This window comes from Paraclostridium tenue (assembly GCF_039521565.1).
Taxonomy (GTDB): domain Bacteria; phylum Bacillota; class Clostridia; order Peptostreptococcales; family Peptostreptococcaceae; genus Paraclostridium; species Paraclostridium tenue.
Genome location: NZ_BAAACP010000001.1, coordinates 30,846 through 56,602 on the forward strand (window position 1 = coordinate 30,846; position 25,757 = coordinate 56,602).

Here is a 25,757-nt window from a genome sequence, read left to right on the forward strand (position 1 = left end):
AAATATAAATAAAGTATAGAAGGATTTTAAAAGTTAAGCTTGAAGGTATTAACTTAGAAATCTTTACTATTCAAAATATTTACTCAATATAGTAGTTTTGTAAAGCTATTTTGGGAGGAATATACAAGGAGGATACATACTATGGCAAAGTTTATGAAAACAGTAGATGGTAACACTGCTGCTGCTCATGTTGCATATGCATTTACAGATGTAGCTGCAATATATCCTATAACTCCATCATCTACGATGGCAGAAGTTGTGGACGAATGGGCTGCACAAGGAAGAAAAAATATATTTGGACAAAAGGTTAGTGTTGTAGAAATGCAATCAGAAGCAGGTGCTGCTGGAGCATTCCACGGTTCATTACAAGCTGGAGCATTAACAACTACATTCACTGCATCTCAAGGTCTATTATTAATGATACCAAATATGTATAAAGTAGCTGGAGAATTATTACCTGGAGTATTCCACGTAAGTGCTCGTGCATTAGCATCACAAGCATTATCAATATTTGGTGACCACCAAGACGTTATGTCTGCAAGACAAACAGGATGTGTATTATTAGCTTCTGGATCAGTTCAAGAAGTTGCTGATATAGCACCAGTTGCACACTTAGCTGCAATAGAAGGTAGATTACCATTTATACATTTCTTTGATGGATTTAGAACATCTCACGAAATACAAAAAGTTGAATTATTAGAAAATGAAGATTATGCTAAATTATTAAATATGGAAGCTGTTCAAGAGTTCAGAAACAGAGCTTTATCTCCAAATCACCCTGTTACTCGTGGTACAGCACAAAACCCTGATATATACTTCCAAACAAGAGAAGCTTCAAATAAATATTATAATGATATAGTAGGAATAGTTGAAAAATACATGAATCAAATGTCTGAGTTAACTGGAAGAAAACATGGACTATTTGATTACTATGGAGCACAAGATGCTAAGTATGTAATAGTAGCTATGGGATCTGTAACAGAAGCTATAGAAGAAACTATAGATGCATTAAATTCTCAAGGTGAAAAATATGGTTTAGTTAAAGTTCACTTATACAGACCTTTCTCAATGAAGCATTTTGTAGATGCAATGCCTTCAACAGTTGAAAGAATATGTGTATTAGATAGAACTAAAGAACCAGGAGCAACTGGAGAGCCATTATACTTAGATGTTAAATCAGTATACTATGGAAATGAAAATGCTCCTATGATAATAGGTGGAAGATACGGATTAGGATCAAAAGATACTACTCCTACACATATAAAAACAGTTTATGAAAACTTAAAATCAGAAAATCCTAAAGATCAATTTACATTAGGTATAGTTGATGATGTTACTAATACTTCTTTAGATTTAGCAGATGAGTTAAAAATAGCCCAAAAAGGAACTGTAAGATGTAAGTTCTGGGGATTAGGTTCTGATGGTACAGTTGGAGCAAATAAACAAGCTATAAAAATAATAGGGGATAACACTGAGAAGTATGCTCAAGCTTACTTTGCATATGACTCTAAAAAATCTGGTGGTATAACAATGTCTCACTTAAGATTTGGAGATGCTCCTATAAGATCAACTTATTTAATAGATGAAGCAGATTACATTGCTTGTCATAACCAATCATATGTATATCAATATGATTTATTAAAAGGATTAAAAAAAGGTGGAGTATTCGTACTTAACACTATATGGAATGAAGCTGAGTTAAATGAACATTTACCAGCAGCTATGAAAAACTATATAGCTAAAAATGATATCCAATTCTATACAGTAAACGGTACTAAGTTAGGACAAGAAATAGGACTTGGAAACAGAATAAACATGATAATGCAATCTGCATTCTTCAAGTTAGCTCAAATAATACCAGAAGCTGATGCTGTAGAATACTTAAAAGATTCTATAAAGAAAGCTTACGGTAAAAAAGGTGAGAAAGTAGTTAACATGAACTACAAAGCTGTTGAAGCAGGTATGAATTCTTTAGTTAAAGTTAATGTACCAGCAGAATGGGCTGATGCTAAAGAAGAAAGCAAAACAGAAATAAACGAACCAGATTTCGTAAAAAATATAGTAAGACCTATGAATGCACAAGAAGGTGACAATTTACCAGTAAGTACATTCAATGGAGTAGAAGATGGTACATTCCCATGTGGATTAGCTGCATACGAAAAAAGAGGAGTAGCAGTAAATGTTCCAGAATGGATAGTTGATAACTGTATACAATGTAACCAATGTGCTTATATCTGTCCTCATGCATGTATAAGACCAGTATTAGTTAATGAAGAAGAAATGAAAAATGCTCCTGAAAAATTCGAAACTAAAAAAGCTATAGGTAAAGGATTTGAAGGATTACAATACAGAATGCAAGTAAGTCCAATGGACTGTACAGGGTGTGGAAACTGTGCTGACATATGTCCAGCTAAAGAAAAAGCTTTAGTTATGAAGCCTCTTGATACTCAAGAAGCAGAAGTTGAAAACTGGGCATTTGCAGTTGATACTAAGAAAGTTTCTGTAAAAGGAGATATAATGGCTCCAACTACAGTTAAAGGAAGTCAATTTAGACAACCACTTATGGAATTCTCAGGAGCTTGTGCTGGATGTGGAGAAACTCCATACATCAAGTTAGTAACTCAATTATTCGGAGATAGAATGATGATAGCAAATGCTACTGGATGTTCTTCTATATGGGGAGGATCAGCTCCATCAACTCCATACACTGTTAATCATGAAGGTAAAGGTCCATCTTGGGCAAACTCATTATTTGAGGATAATGCAGAATATGGATACGGAATGTTCTTAGGTGTTAAACAAATGAGAGCTAAATTAGCTGAAACTATGGAAACATTAGTATCTATGGATATATGTGATGCAGCTAGAGAAGCATTTACTAACTGGTTAGAAAATAGAGAAGATAGTGAAGCATCTGTTAAAGCAAGTGAAAAAGTACTTGAAGTATTAGCAAATGCTCATAATATAGAAAATGCTGAAATAAAAGCATTAGTTGCTGAAATAGAAGCTAGAAAAGATTACTTAATCAAGAGATCTCAATGGATACTTGGAGGAGACGGATGGGCTTATGACATCGGTTATGGTGGATTAGATCACGTTCTTGCTTCTGGTGAAAATGTAAATGTATTAGTATTCGATACTGAGATATATTCTAATACAGGTGGTCAAGCATCTAAATCTACTCCAATTGCAGCAATGGCTAAGTTCGCAGCAGCAGGTAAGAGATCTAGAAAGAAAGATTTAGGTATGATGGCTATGTCTTACGGAAATGTATACGTAGCACAAGTTGGTATGGGTGCTGATAAGAACCAATTAATTAAGGCTATAGTAGAAGCTGAAAAATATGATGGACCATCATTAATAATAGCTTATTCACCATGTATATCTCATGGATTAAAAGAAGGTATGGGAAGAGCTCAAGCTAACATAGAGCAAGCTGTTAAGTGTGGATACTGGCATTTATACAGATTCAACCCAACTTTAAAAGCTGAAGGTAAGAATCCATTTACATTAGATTCTAAAGAGCCAACTGAAAGCTTCAGAGACTTCTTAATGAAACAAGTAAGATATGCTGCTATAGCTAAACAATTCCCAGATGTAGCTGAGGAATTATTCGAAGCAGCAGAACAAAGTTCAAAAGATAGATACGAAAGCTATAAGAGATTAGCTCAATATTAATCTGATTAATAGAAATAGAGAGGATTATTCCTCTCTATTTTTTATTTTGCATTTTTTGCAATAAAAAATAGCACACAAGACAATTTATATTTTATTATTATTATTATATAATAGTATGAGTATAAATTTTTTTATTGAAAGAAGGTAAAATTTTATGTTACTAAGAGAAGTAATAGATGGCTTAGAAATATTAGATACTAAAGGTAGTTTAGATATACAAATAGATAACATTCAATATGATTCGAGAAAAGTAACAAATAATGGATTATTTATATGCGTTAAAGGTTTTACTGTTGATGGACATAAATTTATAGACAAGGCTATTGAAAATGGAGCTAAAGCATTCTTAGTAGAAGAAGATATAAATAGAGATGACGCAACTTTTATAAAAGTTAAAAATACAAGAGAAGACATGGCTAAAATAGCAGATAATTTTTACAATCATCCAAGTCAAAGATTTGATGTTATAGGGGCTACTGGAACAAACGGAAAAACTAGTATAACAACATTTTTAAATGAAATACTAACATCTGCTAAAAATAAAGTAGGATTAATAGGAACAATTAAAATTTTTGATGGAGATAATGAAGTAGAGTCAAACTCTACAACTCCAGAAAGCGTTGATTTACAAAATTACTTTAATCAAATGATAGATAATGGATGTAAATATTGTGCAATGGAAGTTTCATCTCATGCACTAGCATTAAATAGAGTTGCACAAACTAAATATAAAGTAGGAGTGTTTACTAACTTAACACCAGATCACTTAGATTTTCATAAAGATTTAGAGGACTATAGAAAAGCTAAAGAAAAATTATTCCATATGACAACAAATGCTAATATAATAAATATTGATGATAAAGGTGGACAAGATATTTATAAAAATATAAAAGATTTAGATGTAAAATGTTATTCATATGGAATAGAAAATAAAGCTGATTTTATGGCAAAAGATATAAAAATAGAAGCTAGAGGAGTTTCATATAAACTAATAACTCCAACATATGAAGAAGATGTGTTTGTACCTGTACCAGGTAAATTTACAGTTTACAATACATTAGCAGTTATAGCAACTTGCTATGCATTAGGAATAGATAAAGATGTTGTTATAAATGGATTAAAAAACACAGGTGGTGTAGCTGGTAGATTTGAAGCTATATCAAATGATACAGGTATAAGTGTAATAGTTGATTATGCTCATACTCCAGATGCGTTAGAAAATGTAATAAAAACAGCAAGAGAGTTTGCTAAAAATAGAATAATAACAGTATTTGGATGTGGTGGAGATAGAGATACTACAAAAAGACCTTTAATGGGAGATATAGTTCAAAAGTATTCAGATATATGTATAGTAACATCTGATAATCCTAGAACAGAAGACCCTAAACTTATAATAGATGATATATTAAAAGGTTTAGATAAATCAAAAGAAAATTATAAAGTTGTAGAAGATAGAAAAGAAGCCATAAAAACTGCTATAGAAATTGCAAAAAAGGATGATGTAATATTAATAGCTGGTAAGGGTCATGAAAATTATCAAATAATAGGTAAAGTTAAACATCATTTTGATGATAAAGAAATAGCAAATGAATTTTTAAATATGAAATAAAAAAAAATCAGTAAGGTGAATTTTCACTTTACTGATTTTTTATTTATATTAAACGTTAAATCTGAATAATATAACATCTCCATCTTTAACTATATATTCTTTACCTTCAAGTCTAACTAAACCTTTATCTTTAGCAGCAGTCATAGTTCCAACGTTAACTAAATCATCAAATGCTATAGTTTCCGCTCTTATGAATCCTCTTTCTATATCAGAGTGTATTTTACCACCAGCTTGAGGAGCTTTAGTACCAACTTTTATAGTCCAAGCTCTAACTTCTTGAGGACCAGCAGTTAAATATGATATAAGTCCAAGAAGTGCATAAGAAGATTTTATAAGCTTATCAAGTCCTGATTGTTCAAGTCCTAATGTCTCTAAAAATTCTTTCTTTTCTTCATCAGTGTCAAGTTCAGCTATTTCAGCTTCTATTTGAGCACATACAACAACAACTTCAGCATTTTCAGTTGCAGCGAACTCTCTAACTTTATTAACATATTCATTATTTTCAGCTTCATCAGCTAAATCATCTTCACTAACATTAGTAGCATAAATTACTGGTTTAGAAGTAAGTAAATTTAATGAATTAACAAATGTTTGTTGTTCTTCAGTAAATTCCATAGTTCTAACACATTTGCTATCTTCTAAAGTAGCCATTATTTCTTTTAAGAATTCAAGTTCAGAAGCTAAACTTTTATCAGCTTTAGCTGCTTTTTGAGTTTTTTGTATTCTTCTTTCTAATATTTCTATATCAGAGAAAATTAATTCTAAGTTTATAGTTTCTATATCTCTTAAAGGATCTACAGAACCATCAACATGTACAACGTTAGGATCTTCAAAACATCTAACAACGTGTACTATTGCATCAACCTCTCTTATGTGAGATAAGAATTTATTTCCAAGACCCTCACCTTTAGAAGCACCTCTAACTAAACCTGCTATATCACAAAATTCTATAGCAGTAGGTACAATCTTTTTAGAGTCATATAATTGTCTTAATTGCTCTAATCTTTCATCTGGAACAGCTACAACACCTACGTTAGGTTCTATTGTACAGAAAGGGTAGTTAGCAGACTCCGCACCTGCTTGAGTTATCGCATTAAATAGTGTACTTTTACCTACATTCGGTAAACCAACTATACCTAATTTCATATTATATCTTCCTCTCTTTTTAAGTCTCGTATTTATTTTAATTTAGACATACATTCTAATTATACATCATATATATTGGTGATGCAAACTATACTTTTGATGGAGATGATTTAATGGGAATCCCAATGTGTTTTGGTATATTATTAGGATTGAGTATTATATTTGATGGGTATATGGAAAATATATTTATTATAGCTGCGACAATTGTAATTTACACCTATTTTGTATATTACAAAAATAATTATAAAAAATTTTTATTTGGGATTTTGATATCTTTTTTTGCTGTTAATATATCTGTGATATTTTTTGTAAAAGATGATATAGATCCTAATATTACAGATATAGGAGATGCTCAAGAAGAAACTTTAGTCTTACTTTTATATGATGGAGAAGAAAGAAATTATAATTTAAGCGAAAGGACTAATGAGATTTATTTTGAGCAAAAGTATAAATCATATATAAATGTTTTATATAATTTATATAAATATAAAGGTTATTATGAAAGTTTGGGATCAAGCGACTTTAAAGATACAGCAAATGAAATATCAGTAGGATTAAGAGAAAAGTTAGGAAATAAATATAAAGTAGTTAACTCTTATATGTATACTAAACCATATTTTGAAAATATTTTAAAAGAAGTTATATCATTAGGCTATAAAGATATAGTATTGTGTCCGATGTTTATAACTGAAGGCAAGGACTTTGAAGTGTTTAAAAGCAGGTTGCAAGAGATGGAACTTAGTAAATATGGAATAAATGTAGAGTTAACAGATGTATTTTATAAATCAAATAATTTAGCAAAATCGTATAAAAATGAAATCTTAGGAAATATAGAAAATAAAGACTTAGATGCAGGTGTGTTACTAATAGGACTAGAAGATGAGAACAATTTAGAACAAGATATTATTTTTAGGGAAAAAATAAAATATTACATAGAAAAAGAAAAAAATACAAAAATTCAAATAAAATTACCTCTTTTAGAAAATAATAAAAACGATATAATAAAATCTGGAGAGCAACTTCTAGAATTTGGAATAGATGTATTACATGTAGTAATTCCTACCTGCACAATTGACAATATGTATAATAAAAACTTAGTTGAAAGTATACTACAAGAATTAGATACTTCTGAAGTTAGATTTCATTATATAGACCCAAAAGATAAAGTCAAAATATTGGTTGAAGAAATATATACTCAAATATCATTAATAAAAAAATAGGAGGACAATATGGATAGTATAAAGAAAATAAATTTGCATGATAATATAAATTTAACTTTAATACAGTCTAAAAAATTTAAAACAAATTTAGTTAGTGTTTACATACAAAGAATACTAGACAAAAATGAAGTTACAAAAAATGCATTGATACCAAATATGATAACAAATTCAAGTGAAAAATATCAAACATTAAGAGATATATCTAATAAGTTAGAAGATTTATATGGATCATCTATATTTGCAGATACAAGCAAAAGAGGAGAGCGACAAGTTCTTAATATAAAATTAGTAACAACTAATGAACAATACTTAGATGAACCTATATTTACAGATGCTGTAGAATTTTTAAATGAAATAATAAATAATCCATTAATAGAAGATGGTGGATTTAGTGAGAGATATCTTAAGTTAGAAAAGCAAAATTTAGCTGAAAGAATTAAAGCAAAAATAAATGATAAAGGAAGATTTGCCCTTGAGAGATGCTTTGAGGAAATGTGTAAAAATGAAAGATTTAGTATAAGTGAACAAGGATATATAGAAGATATAGAATCTATAACTGGAAAAGATTTATACAATCATTACAAACATATTTTAAAAACATCACCTATAGATATAGTTGTAGAAGGGGAATTTGACGAAAAAAAGGTTATAGACATTATTAAAGATAAATTCAAATTTGAAAGAGATACTATATTAACTATACCTAGAGAAGAGTATAAAAAACAAGTTGAATCAGTAAAGACTATAGTTGATAAGATGGATATAACTCAAGGCAAACTAGTTATGGGTTATAGAACAAATATAGATTTTGCAGATTATAAAAATTACTACTCATTAATAGTAGGGTGTAACATATTAGGTGGAGGGCCTCATTCTAAAATGTTTATGAACATAAGAGAAAAAGAAAGCCTATGTTACTATATATATTCATCTATAGAAAAATATAAGGGTATACTTTATATATCGTCAGGAATAGAGACTCAAAACTATGAAAAAACAACAGATTTAATAAGAAAACAGATAGAAAGCATAATAGAAGGAAATATAAGTGATGAAGAACTTGAAAATAGTAAAATATCACTTATAAGTTCTATGAGATCTTTAACAGATAGTATAGGCGGGTTATCTGATTTTAAATTTGCTCAAGATATAAGTAAAACAAATTTAAGTATAGAAGATATTATAAATTATATAGACAAAGTAACTAAAGAAGAAATAGTTAATAGTTTTAAAAATTTACAACTAGATACTATTTATTTCTTAAGAAACTAGGAGGACTATATGGAAAAGATAGTTAATGATATATTAAAGGAAGAAGTTTATTATGAAAAATTGCAAAATGGGCTTGATGTATACTTCATGCCTAAAAAAGGATTTACAAAAAAGTTTGCAGTATTAGCTACTAATTATGGATCTAATGATTTGGAATTTATTCCTATAAATGAAAAAGATAAGCTTAGAGTAAATGAAGGAATAGCTCATTTTTTAGAGCATAAAATGTTTGAACAACCAGGTGGAGGTAATGCATTTGACAAGTTTTCTAAATTAGGAGCTAGTGCAAATGCATACACAAATTTCACTATGACTGCTTATTTATTTTCATGTACTGACAATTTTTATGAAAGTTTAAATCATTTAATAGACTATGTACAGACTCCATACTTTACTGAAGAAAATGTTGAAAAAGAAAAAGGAATAATTGAACAAGAAATAAAGATGTATAATGATGATCCAGATTGGAATGTATATTTTAATTGTTTGAAAGCTATGTATGTAAATTACCCAGTTAGAGTTGATATAGCAGGAACTGTGGAAAGTATATATAAAATTACAAAAGATGAACTATATACATGTTATAATACTTTTTATAACCCGGGAAATATGACTTTATTTGTTGTAGGAGATGTTGAAGCAGATAAAGTTATGGAAATAGCAAGAAAAAGTAATAATTATGACGTAGAAAAACTTAAAACAGATATAAAAAGATTTTATCCTGAAGAACCAAGTACTATTAATCAAAAAGAAATAGTTGCAAAATTTCCAATATCTATGCCTATGTTTAATATAGGATTTAAAGATAGTAATGTAGGAATAAAAGGTAAAGAATTGTTAAGAAAAGAAGTTGTCACAGAAATATTATTAGATATGATATTAAAAAGAGGTAGTGAAGCCTTTGAAGATTTATATATGAAAGGTCTAATCAACGATAACTTTGGATGTGGATTTACATCTCAAATTGATTATGGATATACCATTATAGGAGGAGAATCTAATAATCCAAGAGAGGTAAAGGATATAATAATAAAATATATAAATAAATATCAAAAAGAAGGATTATCAAAATTAGATTTTAATAGAGTTAAAAAGAAAAAAATAGGACAGTTTTTAAAGTGCTTTGATTCAGTAAACTTTATTGCAAATAACTTCATAGCATATAAATTTAAAGATATAAATTTACTAGATTACTTAGAAGTTATAAAAGAAATTGAATTTAAAGAAGTTGAAGAAAGATTAAAAAATCATTTAAAAGAAGAAAGCTGTGTAATATCTATCGTAGAGCCTAAATAGATAAAAAGTGCTAAAAATTTAGCACTTTTTTTATATAAAAAATAAAGTAAATTGATGGTTAATGGGTAATATGGTATTATTTAGTTTATAATAAAGGAGGTAATAGCTAAATGATAGATATACATTGCCATATATTGCCGAATGTTGATGATGGCTCTAAAAGTTTAGAGGAATCAATAGAAATGGCTAAAATAGCAGAAAGTGAAGGAATAAAAAAGATAGTTAACACATCTCACTATCATCCTGATTTTAAATTTAAAAAGGGTAAAGAATTAATTGAAATTCTTAATAATTTTAATGAAACATTAAAAAGTCAAGGTATAGATGTGGAAGTTGTATTAGGGAATGAATTGTATTATACATATGATTTAATTGAAGATTTTGGGCAATTAGATTTTTATAGTTTAAACAATAGTAAATATATACTTATTGAGTTTTCACCAAATAATTTTCCAAATAATTTAGTTGATATAGTATATGAGATAAAATTAAGAAAATACATACCTATATTAGCTCATGTAGAAAGATATCCTAAAATACAAAATGATCCTAATATAATTTATGACTGTATAAGTGAAGGGGCTTTAATACAAATTAATTCATCTAGTGTAATAGGTAAAAATGGAGTTGAAGCTAAAAAAACTAGCAAAATACTTTTAGATAATGATATGGTTCATTTTATAGCTACAGATGCACATAGTAGTACAAAGAGAAGACCTTTAATAAAAGAAACTTATGATTACATAAAAAAATCATATGGAGAAGATATTTCTCAAAATCTGTTTTTTAAAAACCAAGAATATATTTTAGAAAATAAGGATTTAGATTTTATAAATCCTAAGAAGTATGTAGAGAAAAAGAGTTTATTTAAAAGATTATTTAAAAGGTAGGAATTAAATATGGATAGAGTTGCATTTACTATATTTGGAATAGATGTGATGTGGTATGGAATACTTATGGCCACAGGTATGATTTTAGGAACTCTAATAGCTATAAAAGAAGCTAAAAGAGTAGGTATAAAAGAAGATTATATATTAGATTTAGCTATAATTGCCATACCAGCTGGATTGATATGTGCGAGATTGTATTATGTTTTATTTAATTGGGGATATTATTCTAATAACCCATCACAGATATTAAACTTCAGAGGTGGAGGAATGGCTATACATGGAGCTTTAATAGGTGGAATACTAGCTGGATATATATTCTCAAGATATAAGAAGTTGGACTTTTTTAAGTTAGCAGATACTGTAATGCTAGGTATGCCTTTAGCTCAATCAATAGGAAGATGGGGAAACTTTATAAATCAAGAAGCTCATGGAGGGCCTACTAATTTACCTTGGGGAATAATGGTAAATGGAGTAAAAGTCCATCCAACTTTTTTATATGAATCTATATGGGATTTTGGTATATTTATATTTTTATGGATATTTAGAAAAAAGAAATCTTATGAAGGTCAGATTATAGTTTTATATGCTATACTATACTCTCTAGGTCGCTTTTTTATAGAAGGGCTTAGAACTGATAGCCTTATGATAGGACCACTTAGAATGGCTCAAGTTATAAGTTTAGTAGGAATAATAGGTGGTATAGTAGTTCATATGTATTTATCAAATAAAAATAAAAAGAAATAAGTGACACTAAGGAGCGATAAAATATGGAATTTCATCACGTATCAGTACTCTTAAACGAGTGTATTGATAATTTAAACATAAAACCAGATGGTGTATATGTAGATTGTACGATGGGTGGAGCTGGACACTCTAAGGAGATAGTAAAAAGATTATCTAAAGATGGATTATTTATTGGATTTGACCAAGATATAAATGCAATAAATACAGCTAAAGAAAGATTAAGTGAATATAGTGATAGAGTAAAATTTGTTCATAGTAATTTTCAAAACTTAAAAGAAGAGTTAGAAAAATTAGGTATATACAAAATAGATGGAGTACTTGCTGATTTAGGAGTTTCGTCACATCAATTAGATGAAGCAGATAGAGGATTTTCTTATATGCAAGATGCTCCATTAGATATGAGAATGGATATAAGATGTAATTTTTCAGCTTATGATGTAGTAAATACATATAGTGAAGAAGAATTATCTAAAATAATAAAAGATTATGGTGAAGATAACTGGGCAAAGCGTATAGCTAAATTTATAGTAGATGAAAGAAAAGAAAAGCCTATAGAAACTACAGGTGAATTAGTTGATATAATAAAAAAAGCTATACCAAAAAAAGCGAGAATAGATGGACCTCATCCAGCTAAAAGAACTTTCCAAGCTATAAGAATTGAAGTGAATAATGAATTAGGCGTTATAACTGATATGATAGAGGATGCAGCATCAATAATGAATGAGGGTGGTAGAATATGCATAATAACATTCCATTCATTAGAAGACAGAATTGTAAAAAATGAATTTAGAGATTTAGCTACAGATTGTATATGCCCATCTCATTTACCTATATGCCAATGTGATAAAGAAGCTTTAGTAAAAGTTATAACTAGAAAACCTATATTACCTACAGATAAAGAAATAGAAGAAAACCCAAGATCGAGAAGTGCAAAATTGAGGGTTGCTGAAAGAATATAAAAGTCTAAGCCAGAGCTTAGGCTTTTTTGTTTTTTATTGAATTAATTTTGTATTAATCCTTAAAAGGAAGCAGTATTTAAAAGTTAAATATAAATATTATATAACTATTTTTATAAAATTTTTAAGGAGATATATTATGAAAAGAAAAAAGAAAAAAAAAGATAAAAATGAATATAGAAAAAACAAAAAGAATAATTATAAGAGGATAGTATTGAAAAAGTTACTAAAGTGTACTTTCAAAATAAGTTGTATATCATTTATTTTTATTACAATTTTAGGGTGTATGTATGGTTACAGTGAAGTATCTAAACTTAAGTATGAAATAGGGGAATTAGAATCTAAATTACATAAAAAAACTATAGAAAGAGATAACATACAAGTTGAAGTAGATTTACTTACTAGAAGCAAAGATATAGAAAAAAAAGCCAATGAAGAATTGGGAATGGATTATCCAAAAGAAAATCAAATTAAGTATATAGAAGTGTCTAAGTAGGGGGGGAGTTAATTGAGTAATATAAAAAAACTAAGTAAAAAAAGATTAGTAGTTGTTTTAATTTTAGCATGTATAGTATTTTTTGTTTTAGTATTTAGAACGGGATATCTACAAATAGTAAAAGGAGATTGGTTAACAGAAAAAGCCCTAGATCAACAAACAAGAGATATACCTATAGAACCAAAAAGAGGAACTATATATGATAGAAATATGAAAGAATTAGCTGTAAGTGTTACAAAGTATACAGTTTGGGCAAAACCAGTAGAAGTAAAAGAAAAAGAAAAATCTGCTAAAGTAATTTCTGAGTTAATAAAAGAAGAATATGAAGATACATTAAAATTATTAAAAAGAAAAGATATGGCATTAGTTAAAATTAAAAGATGGATAGATGATGAAACAGCAGCTAAAATAAGAGATGCTAAATTACCTGGTATATGGGTTGCTGAAGATAATCAAAGGTATTATCCTTATGGAAATTTTGCTCCTTATGTATTAGGGCATACTTCAGATGATTCAACAGGAATAGCTGGTATAGAAATGGAATATGATAAGCATTTAAAAGGACAGCCAGGAAGACTTATTGTTAGTACTGATGCATCTGGAAGAGAAATCCCTCATGGTATGGAAAAGTATTATGAACCAGTTCAAGGAAATGGCTTGGTATTAACTATAGATGAAGTAATACAACATTATACAGAAAAAGCAGTTCAAAAGGCATATGAACTAAATAATGCAAAAAGAGTTACAGCTATAGCTATAGAGCCGAAAACTGGAGATATATTATCTATGGCATCTAAGCCAGACTATGATCCTAATCAGTCTAGAACTCCTATATATCCATACTACGAAGAAGAACTTGAAAAATATAAAGATAAAGATAAGATAAAAGGTTATTTCTCAATGTGGAGAAATCCAGCAGTAAGTGATACATATGAGCCTGGGTCTACTTTTAAACTTATAACATCGGCTACAGCTTTAGAAGAAGGGGTAATAAAAGAAGGTGAAAAATTTGTATGTACAGGAAGTGTTACAATAGGAGGTCAAAAAATAAAATGTTGGAGGCATTATAGACCGCATGGAGAGCAAGAATTTAAGCAAGGTGTTCAAAACTCTTGTAACCCAGTATTTGTTGAATTAGGTAAACGTTTGGGAGTTTCGAAGCTTTATGACTACATAGAATCCTTTGGGTTCATGGAAACTACTAAGTTAGATTTACCAGGGGAAGCTAAAGGTATATTATATAATGAGAAAAATGTTGGTCCTGTAGAATTAGCGACTATATCGTTTGGTCAATCTATATCTGTTACACCTATGCAATTAATAACAGCTATAGGAGCTATTGCAAATGACGGTAAACTTATGCAACCGAGAATTGTTAAAGAATTAGTTGATAATCAGGGTAATATAACTGAAACTATAAAACCTAAGGTTGTTAGACAGGTGATTTCAGAAGAAACTTCTAAAAAGATGATGGAAATCGCAGAATCTGTTGTTAGTGAAGGATCAGGTAATAAAGCATATATACCTGGATATAGAATAGGTGGTAAAACTGGAACAGCACAAAAGGTAATAGATGGAAAATATGCACAAGGTAAATATATATGTTCATTTGTCGGTATAGCACCAACAGATAATCCTCAAATTATAGTTTTAGCTATAGTAGATGAGCCTACAGGAGTTATGGCATTTGGTAGTAGTACAGCAGGACCTATAGTAAAAGAAATAATGAATGATTCGTTAAAATATTTAGGGGTTGAACCTAAATATACTGAAGAAGAAAAGAAAGAATTTGAAAAAGAAAAAGTTAAAGTCCCTAATATAATAGATTTAAGCATAGAAGATGCATTAAAAGTATTGGAAGAAAATAAATTAAAGCCTATACAAGATGTAGATACTGAATTAAAAGGAAGTGCCAAGGTTATAGATATATTTCCAAAACCTGGAGCAGATGTTCCTATAGATTCTGGAATAGTCTTATATACTGAGAATTAAAAGATGTTATTGTCAATAAAAATCTTCAAAAAAATTAATATATAGTATATAATTAATGAGTTAATAGTTTAAAAGAGCAATGTATATAATTTTATATACATTGCTCTTTATTAGGATTTTAAAAGGTTTACAAAAATGTAAAATATTTAATATTCTATAAAACTACATACTTAAATATTATAAATATAGATGAATAACTGACTAAAAAGATTTATAATGTTTTAGTAGACTTATTTAGAAGGAGGTTTGAGTATGGAATCTTTATCCATAAAAGAACTAGTAGAGGCATCTAATGGGACATTGGTGCAAGGAAATGAATTAGATACAATTAAAAACATAGTTATAGATAGTAGAAAAGCTACTGATGTAGATGCTTTTATAGCTATAATAGGTGAAAATTTAGATGGGCATAACTTTATGCAATCTGCACTTGAAAATGGATGTAAAACTTTTATAAAAAATAAAAGTAATGGCATAAAAATTATAAGTTCGGATATAAATTTAATAGAAGTAGAAGATACTACAAAAGCACTTGGAGATATAGCTAAGTATTATAAAGAAAAGTTTAAAATACCATATATAGGTGTTACAGGAAGTGTAGGAAAGACTACAACTAAAGACATGATATATGCAGCAATTTCAACTGAATTTAATACTCTTAAAAATGAAGGGAATTTCAATAATCATATAGGAGTTCCACTTACATTATTTAACTTAAATTCTGAACATGAATGTGCAATAATAGAGATGGGTATGTCTAATTTTAATGAAATAGAGTATCTAGCAAATATAGTAAATCCAAAAATTGGTGTTATATCAAATATAGGATTATCTCATATTGAAAATTTAGGATCTCAAGATGGGATTTTAAAAGCCAAATTAGAAATTACTTCAAATTTTGATAAATCAAATACATTAATTGTAAATGGAGATGATAAATATTTAAGTAAAATATGCAAAGATGAGCTTGAATATGACTTAAAAACATTTGGATTTGACAAAAACAATGATATATACTGTACTGAGTATAGTATAAGTGAAGATAGTTTAAACTTTAAGTGTGCAATAGATGGTAAAGAAGAAGAAATATTTATACCTACAGTTGGTAAACACAATATTTATAATGCTATGGCATCAATACTTGTAGGACTTAGTTTAGGCATGAATTTAGAAGATATAAAAACTGGATTAAGAAACTTTAAAGCAAGTAAAATGAGATTAGATATAATAAAAAAAGATAACATAACTATAATCAATGATGCATATAATGCAAGTCCTGATTCAATGAAAGCAGCTTTAGATATTTTAGGAAGATATAAAAATAGAAGAGTTGCTATACTTGGAGATATGTTTGAAATGGGAAAACATTCTGAGTATGGTCATAGACTTGTAGGAGAGTATACAATTAATAATGCAGATATTTTGATTACAATAGGAAAAGATTCTAAATATATAAGTGATGAATCTATAAATTTAGGTTTAAATAAAGGTAATGTATACCATTTTGATGATAAAGAAACAGCAATTGATCAATTAAGTGATATAATAAACGATGGTGATGTAGTTTTAGTAAAAGCTTCTAGAGGTATGCAACTAGAAAATATAGTACAATATTTAAACAATTAGATAAAAACATCTAAGAAACAGCCAACAAGGGAGAGGAGTTATATTATGTTAGGAATAACAGAACTTACGTACACGGCAATGATTTCATTTCTTATAGTAATTATACTAGGTCCGATATTTATACCAATGTTAACTAAATTTAAATTCGGGCAAACTGTAAGAGATGATGGGCCACAAACACATTTACAAAAAAACGGAACACCTACTATGGGTGGAATAATGATGATAGTAGCTATATTAGTTACAGTTTTGACTAGAACAAAAATAAGTTCAGACATGACTATGGGTATTTTATGTATAACAGGATTTGGACTTGTAGGATTTATAGATGATTTTTTAAAGATAAAATTTAAAAGATCATTAGGATTAAAAGCATATCAAAAATTATTATTACAAGTTGCATTAGCTACATTATTAGCATATTACCAATATACTAATTCACCAAGTGCTACTCAATTTATAATACCTTTTACAAATATTACATTTAACTTAGGACCATTATATGTTCCAGTAATGGTATTTATAATACTTGGTACAGTAAATGCAGTTAACTTAACTGATGGACTTGATGGTTTAGCATCAGGAATAACTGTTATAGTATCTATGTTTTTTATGTTAGTTGCAGTTAGTTTTGGATACACAGATATAGCTATATTAGCAGCAGCAACAATAGGAGCTTGTATAGGATTCTTAGGATTTAACTCTTATCCGGCAAGAGTATTTATGGGAGATACAGGTTCTATGGCCTTAGGAGGTGCTGTTATATCATTTGCAGTGCTGACAAATAATGTTCTTATAATACCTATAGTTGGAGGAATTTACTTTGCAGAGGCAATTTCAGTTATACTTCAAGTAGGATCTTATAAATTAAGAAAGAAAAGAATTTTTAAAATGGCACCAATACATCATCATTTTGAACAATGTGGTTGGCCTGAAACTAAAGTTATATTTGTATTTTGGATAACATCTATAGTATTAGCTTGGATAGGTATAATAGCAGTATTCTAATTTACGGGGGTAACAACGATGGACTTAAAAAATAAAAATGTCTTACTTGTAGGACTAGCAAAAACAGGAGTATCTACTATAAAGAAATTAGATAAATTAGGTGCAAATATTATAGTAAATGATATTAAGTCAGAGGATAAATTAAAAGATATTATCAAAGAATTAGAAAATTTAGATAGTGTAGAGTATATTTTAGGAAAACATCTTGAAGATATAAATAATATAGATTTAACTATAGTATCTCCAGGAGTTCCTCTTGATTTACCTTTTATAGAGAAACTAAAAGATGCTAATATCAAAATAATTGGAGAAGTAGAGTTAGCATATAAATTATCTAAAAATCCTACATTTATAGGGATAACAGGAACTAATGGAAAGACTACAACAACTAGTTTAGTTGGAGAGATATTTAAAAAGGCAAATAAAGATACATACATAGTTGGAAATATAGGAAACCCAGTTATAGATACTGTTGATTTTGCAGATAAAAATTCTTTTCTTGTAACAGAGTTAAGTAGTTTTCAATTAGAAAGTATAGAAGACTTTAAACCTAAAGTAAGTACTATTATAAACATAACAGAGGATCATTTAAATAGACATCATACTATGGAAAACTATATAAATGCAAAAGCAAGAATATTAGAAAATCAAGATAATAATGATTTTTGTGTTTTAAATTATGATGATTCTATCGTTAGAGAATTAGCTAAAAAGACAAATGCTAAAGTTTTATATTTCTCTCAAAATGAAAAAGTAGAACAAGGTGCATATTTAGACGATAAAAATAATATAGTTATAGAGGTTGATGGTGAAAAATTAGTTCTTTTAAATAAAAATGAATTAAGTTTACCTGGAAATCATAACTTAGAAAATGCTATGGCGGCTATTTTAATGTCATATGTATCAAATATAGATTTAGATATTATAAAAGATACATTAAAGACTTTTAAAGGCGTAGAGCACAGACTAGAATTTGTAACAAACAAAAATGGAATAATGTTTGTAAATGATTCTAAAGGAACTAATCCAGATTCTACTATAAAAGCTATAACTTCATATGAAAGACCTATAGTTTTAATAGCTGGAGGAATGGATAAACAAAGTGATTTTACAGAAATGATGAAATGCGCAACTAAAAATGTTAAATCATTAGTATTACTAGGAGAGACTGCAGATAAAATAGAATTAAGTGCAAAAGAACAAGGCATTACTAATATAGTGAAGGTTAGTGATATGAAAGAAGCTGTTAACAAAGCTTATGCACTAGCTGAATCAGGAGATGTAGTTTTATTATCACCAGCTTGTGCAAGTTGGGATATGTATCCAAACTTCGAGGCAAGAGGATTAGACTTCAAAGAAAATATATATAAATTATAGATATATAAGGGAATGGAGGTAGGTCTAATTAATGCCTAAAGAGATAAAAAAACGTGTTAGTAGGGGGATAAAAACAGATTTTGATAATGTTGTGTTTTATACAACTATGTTATTAGTATTTATAGGAATCATAATGGTGTTTAGTGCTAGTTTTATACAATCTACATTTAAACTAGATGATTCCTATTATTTTTTAAAAAGAAATTTAATTTATGCAACACTAGGATTTATTGCAATGATTTTTACATCTAAAATAGAATATAGGTTTTGGTATAAAAACGCTAAAAAGTTAGGGATAATTGTTATTATATTATTAATTTTAGTGCTTTCTCCATTAGGAACATCTTTAAACGGAGCTCAAAGATGGTTAGGATTTGGAGGATTAACTATTCAACCAGCGGAATTAGCTAAGTTTGCTACTATAATAATAACAGCTAAATTAATAGAATTAAAATATGATAAAATTAAGTCATTGACAAAAGGAGTTATACCACTTCTTATAATACCTGGGATTTTCTTTACGCTAATAATACTTCAACCAAATCTATCTACTGCTGGAACAGTAGTTTTAGTTGCATTTGTAATGATATTTGTAGCTGGAATGGATATGAAGATTGTATATAGCATGTTTGGAGCGGGAGTTGCACTATTTATTGTAATGGTTTTAGCGGCACCATATAGACTTGCTCGTGTTACATCTTTTTTAGACCCATTCAAAGATCCATTAGGAGCAGGATATCAAGTTATACAAGGATTATACGCATTAGGATCAGGTGGATTGTTTGGACTTGGGCTTGGAAAGAGTAGGCAGAAATATTTTTACATACCAGAACCACAAAATGACTTTATATTTGCAATAATAGGTGAAGAACTAGGGCTTATAGGATGTGCTATAGTTATAATGTTATTTGTATTTTTAGTTTATAGATGTATAAGAATTGCAATTAAATGTCCTGATGTATTTTCATGTATGCTAGTTGTGGGTATAGGAGGGCAAATTGGTATTCAAGCAGCACTAAATATTGCTGTTGCTACATCATCAATGCCTGTTACGGGAGTTGCATTACCTTTTATAAGTTATGGAGGTACCTCTCTTATAATATTCATGGCAGCAGTAGGGATAGTACTTAATGTCTCTAAGCATGTAAAAATGAATTAGACAGGAGATGAAATAATGAAAGTTTTATTATCTGGCGGAGGAACAGGAGGTCATGTTTATCCTGCAATAGCCATAGCAAATAGAATAAAAGAAGAAAATCCAGATGCTGAAATAGTTTTTGTTGGAACTGAAAAAGGAATAGAATCTGAAATAGTTCCTAAGTATGGGTATGAATTAAAGACAGTTACAGTACAAGGATTTAAAAGAAAAATAGATTTTGATAATGTAAAAAGAGTTTTTAAGTTATTTAAAGGATTAGAACAATCAAGAAAAATTGTTAAAACATTTAAACCAGATATAGTTATAGGAACAGGTGGATATGTTAGTGGTCCTGTATTATTTAATTCATCAATGAAAAAAGTTCCGACAATAATTCATGAGCAAAACTCTTTCCCTGGAGTAACTAATAAAATTTTGGCAAAGATGGTAACTAAAGTATTAACAAGTTTTGAAGATTCTCATGGTAGATTTCCTGAAGAAACTAGAAATAAGTTAGTGCTTACAGGTAATCCAGTTAGAAAAGAAATATTGATATCTAAAAAAGGTAATTCAAGAAGAAAATTGGGAATACAAGAAGATAAAAAAATGGTTTTATGTTATGGTGGAAGTGGAGGATCAAGAAAAATAAATGATTCGATGAAGCTAGTAATAAGAAACCTTGTTAATGAAGATGCTGCGTTTATATATGCAACAGGTAAAAATTTCTATGAAGGATTTATGAAAGATATAAGTGATTTAGATTTAAAACCATATCAAAAAGTTGTACCTTATCTTGAAGATATGGCAAGTGCATTAGCAGCATGTGATTTAGTTATAGGAAGTGCAGGAGCTATATCTTTAGCGGAAATAACAGCATTAGGAAAGCCTTCTATAATAATACCAAAGGCATATACAGCAGAAAATCACCAAGAATATAATGCTAAGAGTATAGAAGGTAAAGGCGCTGGAATTGCTATATTAGAAAAAAATCTTACTCCTGAATCGTTAAATGAAACAGTGTTTAAACTATTAGGAGATAGAGATTTATTAATAGACATGTCTAATGCAAGTAGAGAAATAGGAAAACCAGAGGCTATAGATTTAATATATAAAGAAGTTATGGAAGTTTATAACAGAAGTAACAAGAATAATAAAAAAGAAGAAAAATTACAAGAAAATAATGATAATAAAAAAGAAGATGAACCTAAAGAAGTTAAAACTATAGGAATAAAAAATAAAAAGTAACATATTTCCCCCCTAGGACATAGTATTAAAAATATAAGAAGTTATATTTTGCCTTAAATACTTGCTGCTAGGGGGGAATAATTTTGTCAAAGTATATAATTAATGGGGGCAATAAAGTAGAAGGTAGATTATCTATAAGAGGAGCTAAAAATTCTGTATTGCCTATAATGGCTGCCTCTATATTAAATGAATCTAAGAGTATAATAAATAACATTCCAAATATATCAGATGTTCATGTAATGATAGATATTTTAAAAAGTATAGGATGTGAAGCGAAGTATGAAGATTCAACTTTATACTTAGATAGCTCCAATATAAATATTAATAGTGTTAAAGAAGATTATATGAAGATGTTAAGGTCATCTATAATAGTTATGGGAGCTATGATTGGGAGATTTAATGATATAAGTATAAGTTATCCAGGAGGATGTTCTATAGGTGCTAGACCAATAGATTTACATTTAGAGGCATTAAAAAAATTAGGAGTAAAGATTACAGAAGAAGATGGATATATATATTGTCACAGAGATAATTTAATTGGAAATATTATAAACTTAAAGTTTCCTAGTGTTGGAGCAACAGAAAATGCAATACTTGCAGCTGTTAAAGCAAAAGGGACAACTATAATAAATAATGCTGCTAAAGAGCCTGAAATCGAGGACTTACAAGAATTTTTAAATTGTATGGGAGCTAAAGTTAATGGTGCTGGCACTAGTTGTATTCAAATTGAAGGAGTAGATAAGCTTCATTCAGTAAATCATACAATAATTCCTGATAGAATTGCTATAGGAACTTATATGGTAGCTAGTGCTATAACAGGTGGAAAATTAGAGGTAGATAAAGTTGTAAGAAGTCATATGGAACCTATAGTTAAAAAGTTAGAAGAAGCAGGTTGTATTATTAATTATAAAGATAAAGGTTTAATAATGAATCCACCTAAAAAGATACTACCAGTAGATATTGTAAAAACATCTCCGCATCCTGGATTTCCTACAGATATGCAATCTCAACTTATGACATTACTTTGTTTAGCAAAAGGGACTAGTATATTTCATGAAACTCTTTTTGAAAATAGGTTTATGCACTGTAGCGAGCTTATAAAAATGGGAGCTAATATAATTAATATAACTGAGAATATTTGTATGGTAAAAGGGGTTGATGTTTTTACTGGAGAAAAAGTAAAAGCAATGGATTTAAGAGGAGGAGCAGCTTTAGTGCTTGCAGGATTAGTAGCAGAAGGGACAACAGAAGTTTCTAGTATAAATTATATAGAAAGAGGATATGAAGATTTTGAATTTATATTAAGAAATCTAGGAGCAGATATTGAAAAAATATAGGTATATTAATAAAGAAGTCGAAGTAGTTAATACTATTACGATTTCTTTTTTTGCAAATTTTGCATTATATAAGATAAATTGAAAGGGAAAATTCGAATTTAGTAGTATGTTATATATTAAGAATTCAATATATAACAATTAAATTGTATAAAAGGTGGGGGACATATGAAAAAATGTAAATATAGAATAAATAAAAGAGGTAAGATAACTATATATAGTTTTATATTATTGATTATATTGTTAATATATATTTGTATAAGCAGCAGTATATTTAATTTAAGTAAGGTAACTTTAAAGGGGAATGATAAGATAGTTAAAAATGATATAATAAAGATGGCATCAATAGAATTGGGCAATAACTTATTTCAATATAATATAAATGAAATCGAAAAAAATATACTTAAAAACCCGTATATTAATTATGTAAAAGTAAGCAGAAAGATCCCAAATAAATTAATAATAGAAATAAAGGAAAATACGGAAGATGCTATAATAAAGACTGGTAAAAAATATATTTATATACAAGAAGGTGGATTAATTTTATCTGAAAAAAATGATATAACAAACAAAAACATACCTATAATAAAGGGAGTTAGTTTGAAGGAAAAAGATATAAATAGCTTTATAAAAATAAATGATGATAATCAGGATTTATTAATAAGAACTTTAAAGTCTTTAAAAGATAATAAGATGCTAAGAGAAATTAATATTATAGATATTAAAAAAAATTATATAAGTATCGAAAATATAGATAGTATAAAAATAACTATGAAGTTAGATGAAAATATATCATACAATGTAAAACGATTAAATGAGATATTAATAGATTTAAAATCAAATAATATTAAAAAAGGAACTATTAATTTGATTAGTAAAGAACAAGCTGTATATTCTCCTTGATATATGAACTTATATATAATATAAATTAAACATTAAAATATGCTAGTTTATATACTGATTTTTTTAGGATATCTTGTAGAATTTATATAAATATTGAAGAAAAAGATATGATATTTATAAATTATTATAAAAACATACATAAAAAACTTGAATAATGTAGGTATTTCAAAGTAAAATATAAAAGGTGAATATTTATGATATGGATAATTGGAAGCATTGCATAATTTAATAGTTACATACTAAATTCCAATTGAAATATTAGTTAAAGTATACTATTCTGTTGAAAATATAAAATCAAGTTTTAAGAGTAAGTATAACAATATTATTTTTATAATTGGATTATTGGAAATATATTACTTGCAATGTTTTATCTTATATAGGATAGAGATTAGAAAAATTTATGTATTATATAGTCGTATTAGTATTTTTAACAAGATTATTTGACAATTTATTAATTATAATTATATATATTATATCTAATTTATCAAATAAAAAAAGAGGAAAATAAACTTTTTTGTGGAATAAGTTAGTTAAATATTAACAAAATGCTAATATAAAATGATATAATTAATACATAGATTTACTTTGAATATTAAATAAGGAGGTTTATAGATGCTAAACTTTGACGTAGAAATGGATAACTTTGCAAAAATCAAAGTAATAGGCGTAGGTGGCGGTGGAAACAACGCTGTCAATAGAATGGTTGAAGCACAACTTAAAGGTGTTGAATTTATAGCTGTTAATACAGATAAACAAGCTTTATATACATCTAAAGCTGAGTACAAGATCCAAGTTGGTGAAAAACTTACAAGAGGTCTAGGAGCAGGAGCTAACCCAGAGGTTGGGAAGAAGTCTGCAGAAGAAAGTAAAGATGAAATAATAAAAGTCCTTGAAGGTGCGGATATGGTATTTGTAACTGCAGGAATGGGCGGAGGAACAGGAACAGGAGCTGCCCCAGTAGTTGCTCAATTAGCTAAAGAAATGGGTATACTTACTGTAGGAGTTGTAACTAAACCTTTTGCATTTGAAGGTAAAGTAAGAATGAAAAATGCAGAACAAGGTATAAAAGATTTAAAAACAAAAGTTGATACTTTAATAACTATACCTAATGATAGATTATTACAAATAGTTCAAAAAAATACATCTATGTTAGAAGCTTTCTCTATAGCAGATGATGTTTTAAAACAAGGTATAGAGTCAATATCAGATCTTATAGCTGCTCCTGGTTTAATAAACTTAGACTTTGCAGATGTTCAGTCTATAATGAAAGAAAAAGGGCTAGCTCACATGGGAATGGGAAAAGCACAAGGTGAAAATAGAGCTATAGAAGCAGCAACTCAAGCTATACAATCACCATTATTAGAAACATCTATAAAAGGAGCTAAAGGTGTTTTACTTAATATAACAGGTGGAGCTAATTTAGGATTATTTGAAATAAATGAAGCTTCAACTTTAGTTCAAGAGTCTTGTGATTCTGAAGCTAATATAATATTTGGAGCTACAATAAAAGAAGACTTAAAGGATGATCTTGTTATAACAGTAATAGCTACTGGATTTGAAGATGGACAAGATATGGAATTAGATTTTAATAGAAATAGTGGGATAAACCAAAATCAAGGTTTTCAACAACCTAATATAAACAATAATATAGCAAGAGAAGTTCAAAGACCAGTAATGCAAGAGCCAGAAAGGGAAGAAGAGCCTGTTGCTAAACAAAACACAAGTCCATCATACATAGAAAATGATGATATGGAAATACCAACATTCCTAAGAAGAAGAAGATAATACTATCTTCTTTTTTTTTGCGATTTTTTGTTTTTTTTAATA

Annotated in this window: 19 protein-coding genes; 18 read left to right on the forward strand and 1 reads right to left on the reverse strand. The window is 28.4% G+C overall.

All coding sequences use genetic code 11. The features are described from left to right. The first annotated feature begins 141 nt into the window (after window positions 1-141). Both nifJ and ABFX13_RS00175 read left to right on the forward strand, forming a co-directional pair. A complete protein-coding gene (gene nifJ / locus ABFX13_RS00170; protein WP_346040915.1) occupies window positions 142-3,678 on the forward strand; it encodes a pyruvate:ferredoxin (flavodoxin) oxidoreductase in 3,537 nt (1,178 codons plus the stop codon). Window positions 3,679-3,832: 154 nt separating this feature from the next. Further along, complete coding sequence (locus tag ABFX13_RS00175) at window positions 3,833-5,287, forward strand: UDP-N-acetylmuramoyl-L-alanyl-D-glutamate--2,6-diaminopimelate ligase (protein WP_346040917.1); 1,455 nt, start codon at window positions 3,833-3,835, stop codon at window positions 5,285-5,287. Window positions 5,288-5,335: 48 nt separating this feature from the next. On the opposite strand, the gene ychF is transcribed toward ABFX13_RS00175, so the two are convergent. Beyond that, window positions 5,336-6,433, reverse strand: a complete 1,098-nt coding sequence (gene ychF, locus ABFX13_RS00180; RefSeq protein ID WP_195925044.1) for a redox-regulated ATPase YchF — start codon at window positions 6,431-6,433, stop codon at window positions 5,336-5,338. A gap of 113 nt (window positions 6,434-6,546) precedes the next feature. Here ychF and ABFX13_RS00185 point away from each other — a divergent pair, with 113 nt between their 5' ends. The 16 genes from ABFX13_RS00185 to ftsZ all read left to right on the forward strand — a co-directional run bounded on the left by ABFX13_RS00185 (window position 6,547) and on the right by ftsZ (window position 25,715). Further along, window positions 6,547-7,653: a CbiX/SirB N-terminal domain-containing protein gene (locus ABFX13_RS00185; RefSeq protein ID WP_346040920.1), complete on the forward strand. Its 1,107-nt coding sequence runs from the start codon at window positions 6,547-6,549 to the stop codon at window positions 7,651-7,653. Window positions 7,654-7,662: 9 nt separating this feature from the next. Beyond that, complete coding sequence (gene yfmF / locus ABFX13_RS00190; protein WP_346040922.1) at window positions 7,663-8,925, forward strand: EF-P 5-aminopentanol modification-associated protein YfmF; 1,263 nt, start codon at window positions 7,663-7,665, stop codon at window positions 8,923-8,925. 9 nt (window positions 8,926-8,934) lie between these two features. Further along, on the forward strand, window positions 8,935-10,221 hold the full coding sequence (gene yfmH / locus ABFX13_RS00195; protein WP_346040924.1) for an EF-P 5-aminopentanol modification-associated protein YfmH: 1,287 nt from the start codon (window positions 8,935-8,937) through the stop codon (window positions 10,219-10,221). 110 nt (window positions 10,222-10,331) lie between these two features. Then, the gene (locus ABFX13_RS00200; protein ID WP_346040926.1) at window positions 10,332-11,111 is read left to right on the forward strand and encodes a tyrosine-protein phosphatase; all 780 of its coding nucleotides are present in this window, start codon (window positions 10,332-10,334) and stop codon (window positions 11,109-11,111) included. Window positions 11,112-11,120: 9 nt separating this feature from the next. After that, the gene (gene lgt / locus ABFX13_RS00205; protein WP_346040928.1) at window positions 11,121-11,855 is read left to right on the forward strand and encodes a prolipoprotein diacylglyceryl transferase; all 735 of its coding nucleotides are present in this window, start codon (window positions 11,121-11,123) and stop codon (window positions 11,853-11,855) included. A gap of 23 nt (window positions 11,856-11,878) precedes the next feature. Continuing rightward, a complete protein-coding gene (rsmH, locus tag ABFX13_RS00210) occupies window positions 11,879-12,814 on the forward strand; it encodes a 16S rRNA (cytosine(1402)-N(4))-methyltransferase RsmH (RefSeq protein WP_346040930.1) in 936 nt (311 codons plus the stop codon). Window positions 12,815-12,950: 136 nt separating this feature from the next. After that, complete coding sequence (locus ABFX13_RS00215) at window positions 12,951-13,307, forward strand: septum formation initiator family protein (RefSeq protein ID WP_346040932.1); 357 nt, start codon at window positions 12,951-12,953, stop codon at window positions 13,305-13,307. A gap of 12 nt (window positions 13,308-13,319) precedes the next feature. Beyond that, the gene (locus tag ABFX13_RS00220) at window positions 13,320-15,299 is read left to right on the forward strand and encodes a stage V sporulation protein D (protein ID WP_346040934.1); all 1,980 of its coding nucleotides are present in this window, start codon (window positions 13,320-13,322) and stop codon (window positions 15,297-15,299) included. 252 nt (window positions 15,300-15,551) lie between these two features. Beyond that, a complete protein-coding gene (locus ABFX13_RS00225) occupies window positions 15,552-16,925 on the forward strand; it encodes a UDP-N-acetylmuramoyl-tripeptide--D-alanyl-D-alanine ligase (protein ID WP_346040936.1) in 1,374 nt (457 codons plus the stop codon). Window positions 16,926-16,967: 42 nt separating this feature from the next. Further along, complete coding sequence (gene mraY / locus ABFX13_RS00230) at window positions 16,968-17,933, forward strand: phospho-N-acetylmuramoyl-pentapeptide-transferase (RefSeq protein WP_346041463.1); 966 nt, start codon at window positions 16,968-16,970, stop codon at window positions 17,931-17,933. Window positions 17,934-17,951: 18 nt separating this feature from the next. Beyond that, the gene (gene murD / locus ABFX13_RS00235; protein WP_346040938.1) at window positions 17,952-19,310 is read left to right on the forward strand and encodes a UDP-N-acetylmuramoyl-L-alanine--D-glutamate ligase; all 1,359 of its coding nucleotides are present in this window, start codon (window positions 17,952-17,954) and stop codon (window positions 19,308-19,310) included. A 31-nt stretch (window positions 19,311-19,341) separates the two neighbouring features. Then, window positions 19,342-20,469 (forward strand): stage V sporulation protein E, encoded by a 1,128-nt coding sequence (gene spoVE, locus ABFX13_RS00240; RefSeq protein WP_187006236.1) that lies wholly within the window; start codon window positions 19,342-19,344, stop codon window positions 20,467-20,469. A 15-nt stretch (window positions 20,470-20,484) separates the two neighbouring features. After that, window positions 20,485-21,693 carry an undecaprenyldiphospho-muramoylpentapeptide beta-N-acetylglucosaminyltransferase gene (gene murG / locus ABFX13_RS00245; protein ID WP_346040941.1) on the forward strand — a complete coding sequence of 403 codons (1,209 nt, stop codon included), beginning with the start codon at window positions 20,485-20,487 and terminating at the stop codon, window positions 21,691-21,693. An 83-nt stretch (window positions 21,694-21,776) separates the two neighbouring features. After that, a complete protein-coding gene (gene murA / locus ABFX13_RS00250; RefSeq protein ID WP_346040943.1) occupies window positions 21,777-23,030 on the forward strand; it encodes a UDP-N-acetylglucosamine 1-carboxyvinyltransferase in 1,254 nt (417 codons plus the stop codon). A gap of 165 nt (window positions 23,031-23,195) precedes the next feature. Continuing rightward, complete coding sequence (locus tag ABFX13_RS00255; protein WP_346040945.1) at window positions 23,196-23,930, forward strand: cell division protein FtsQ/DivIB; 735 nt, start codon at window positions 23,196-23,198, stop codon at window positions 23,928-23,930. A gap of 612 nt (window positions 23,931-24,542) precedes the next feature. Further along, the gene (gene ftsZ / locus ABFX13_RS00260; protein ID WP_346040947.1) at window positions 24,543-25,715 is read left to right on the forward strand and encodes a cell division protein FtsZ; all 1,173 of its coding nucleotides are present in this window, start codon (window positions 24,543-24,545) and stop codon (window positions 25,713-25,715) included. Window positions 25,716-25,757: the final 42 nt, after the last annotated feature.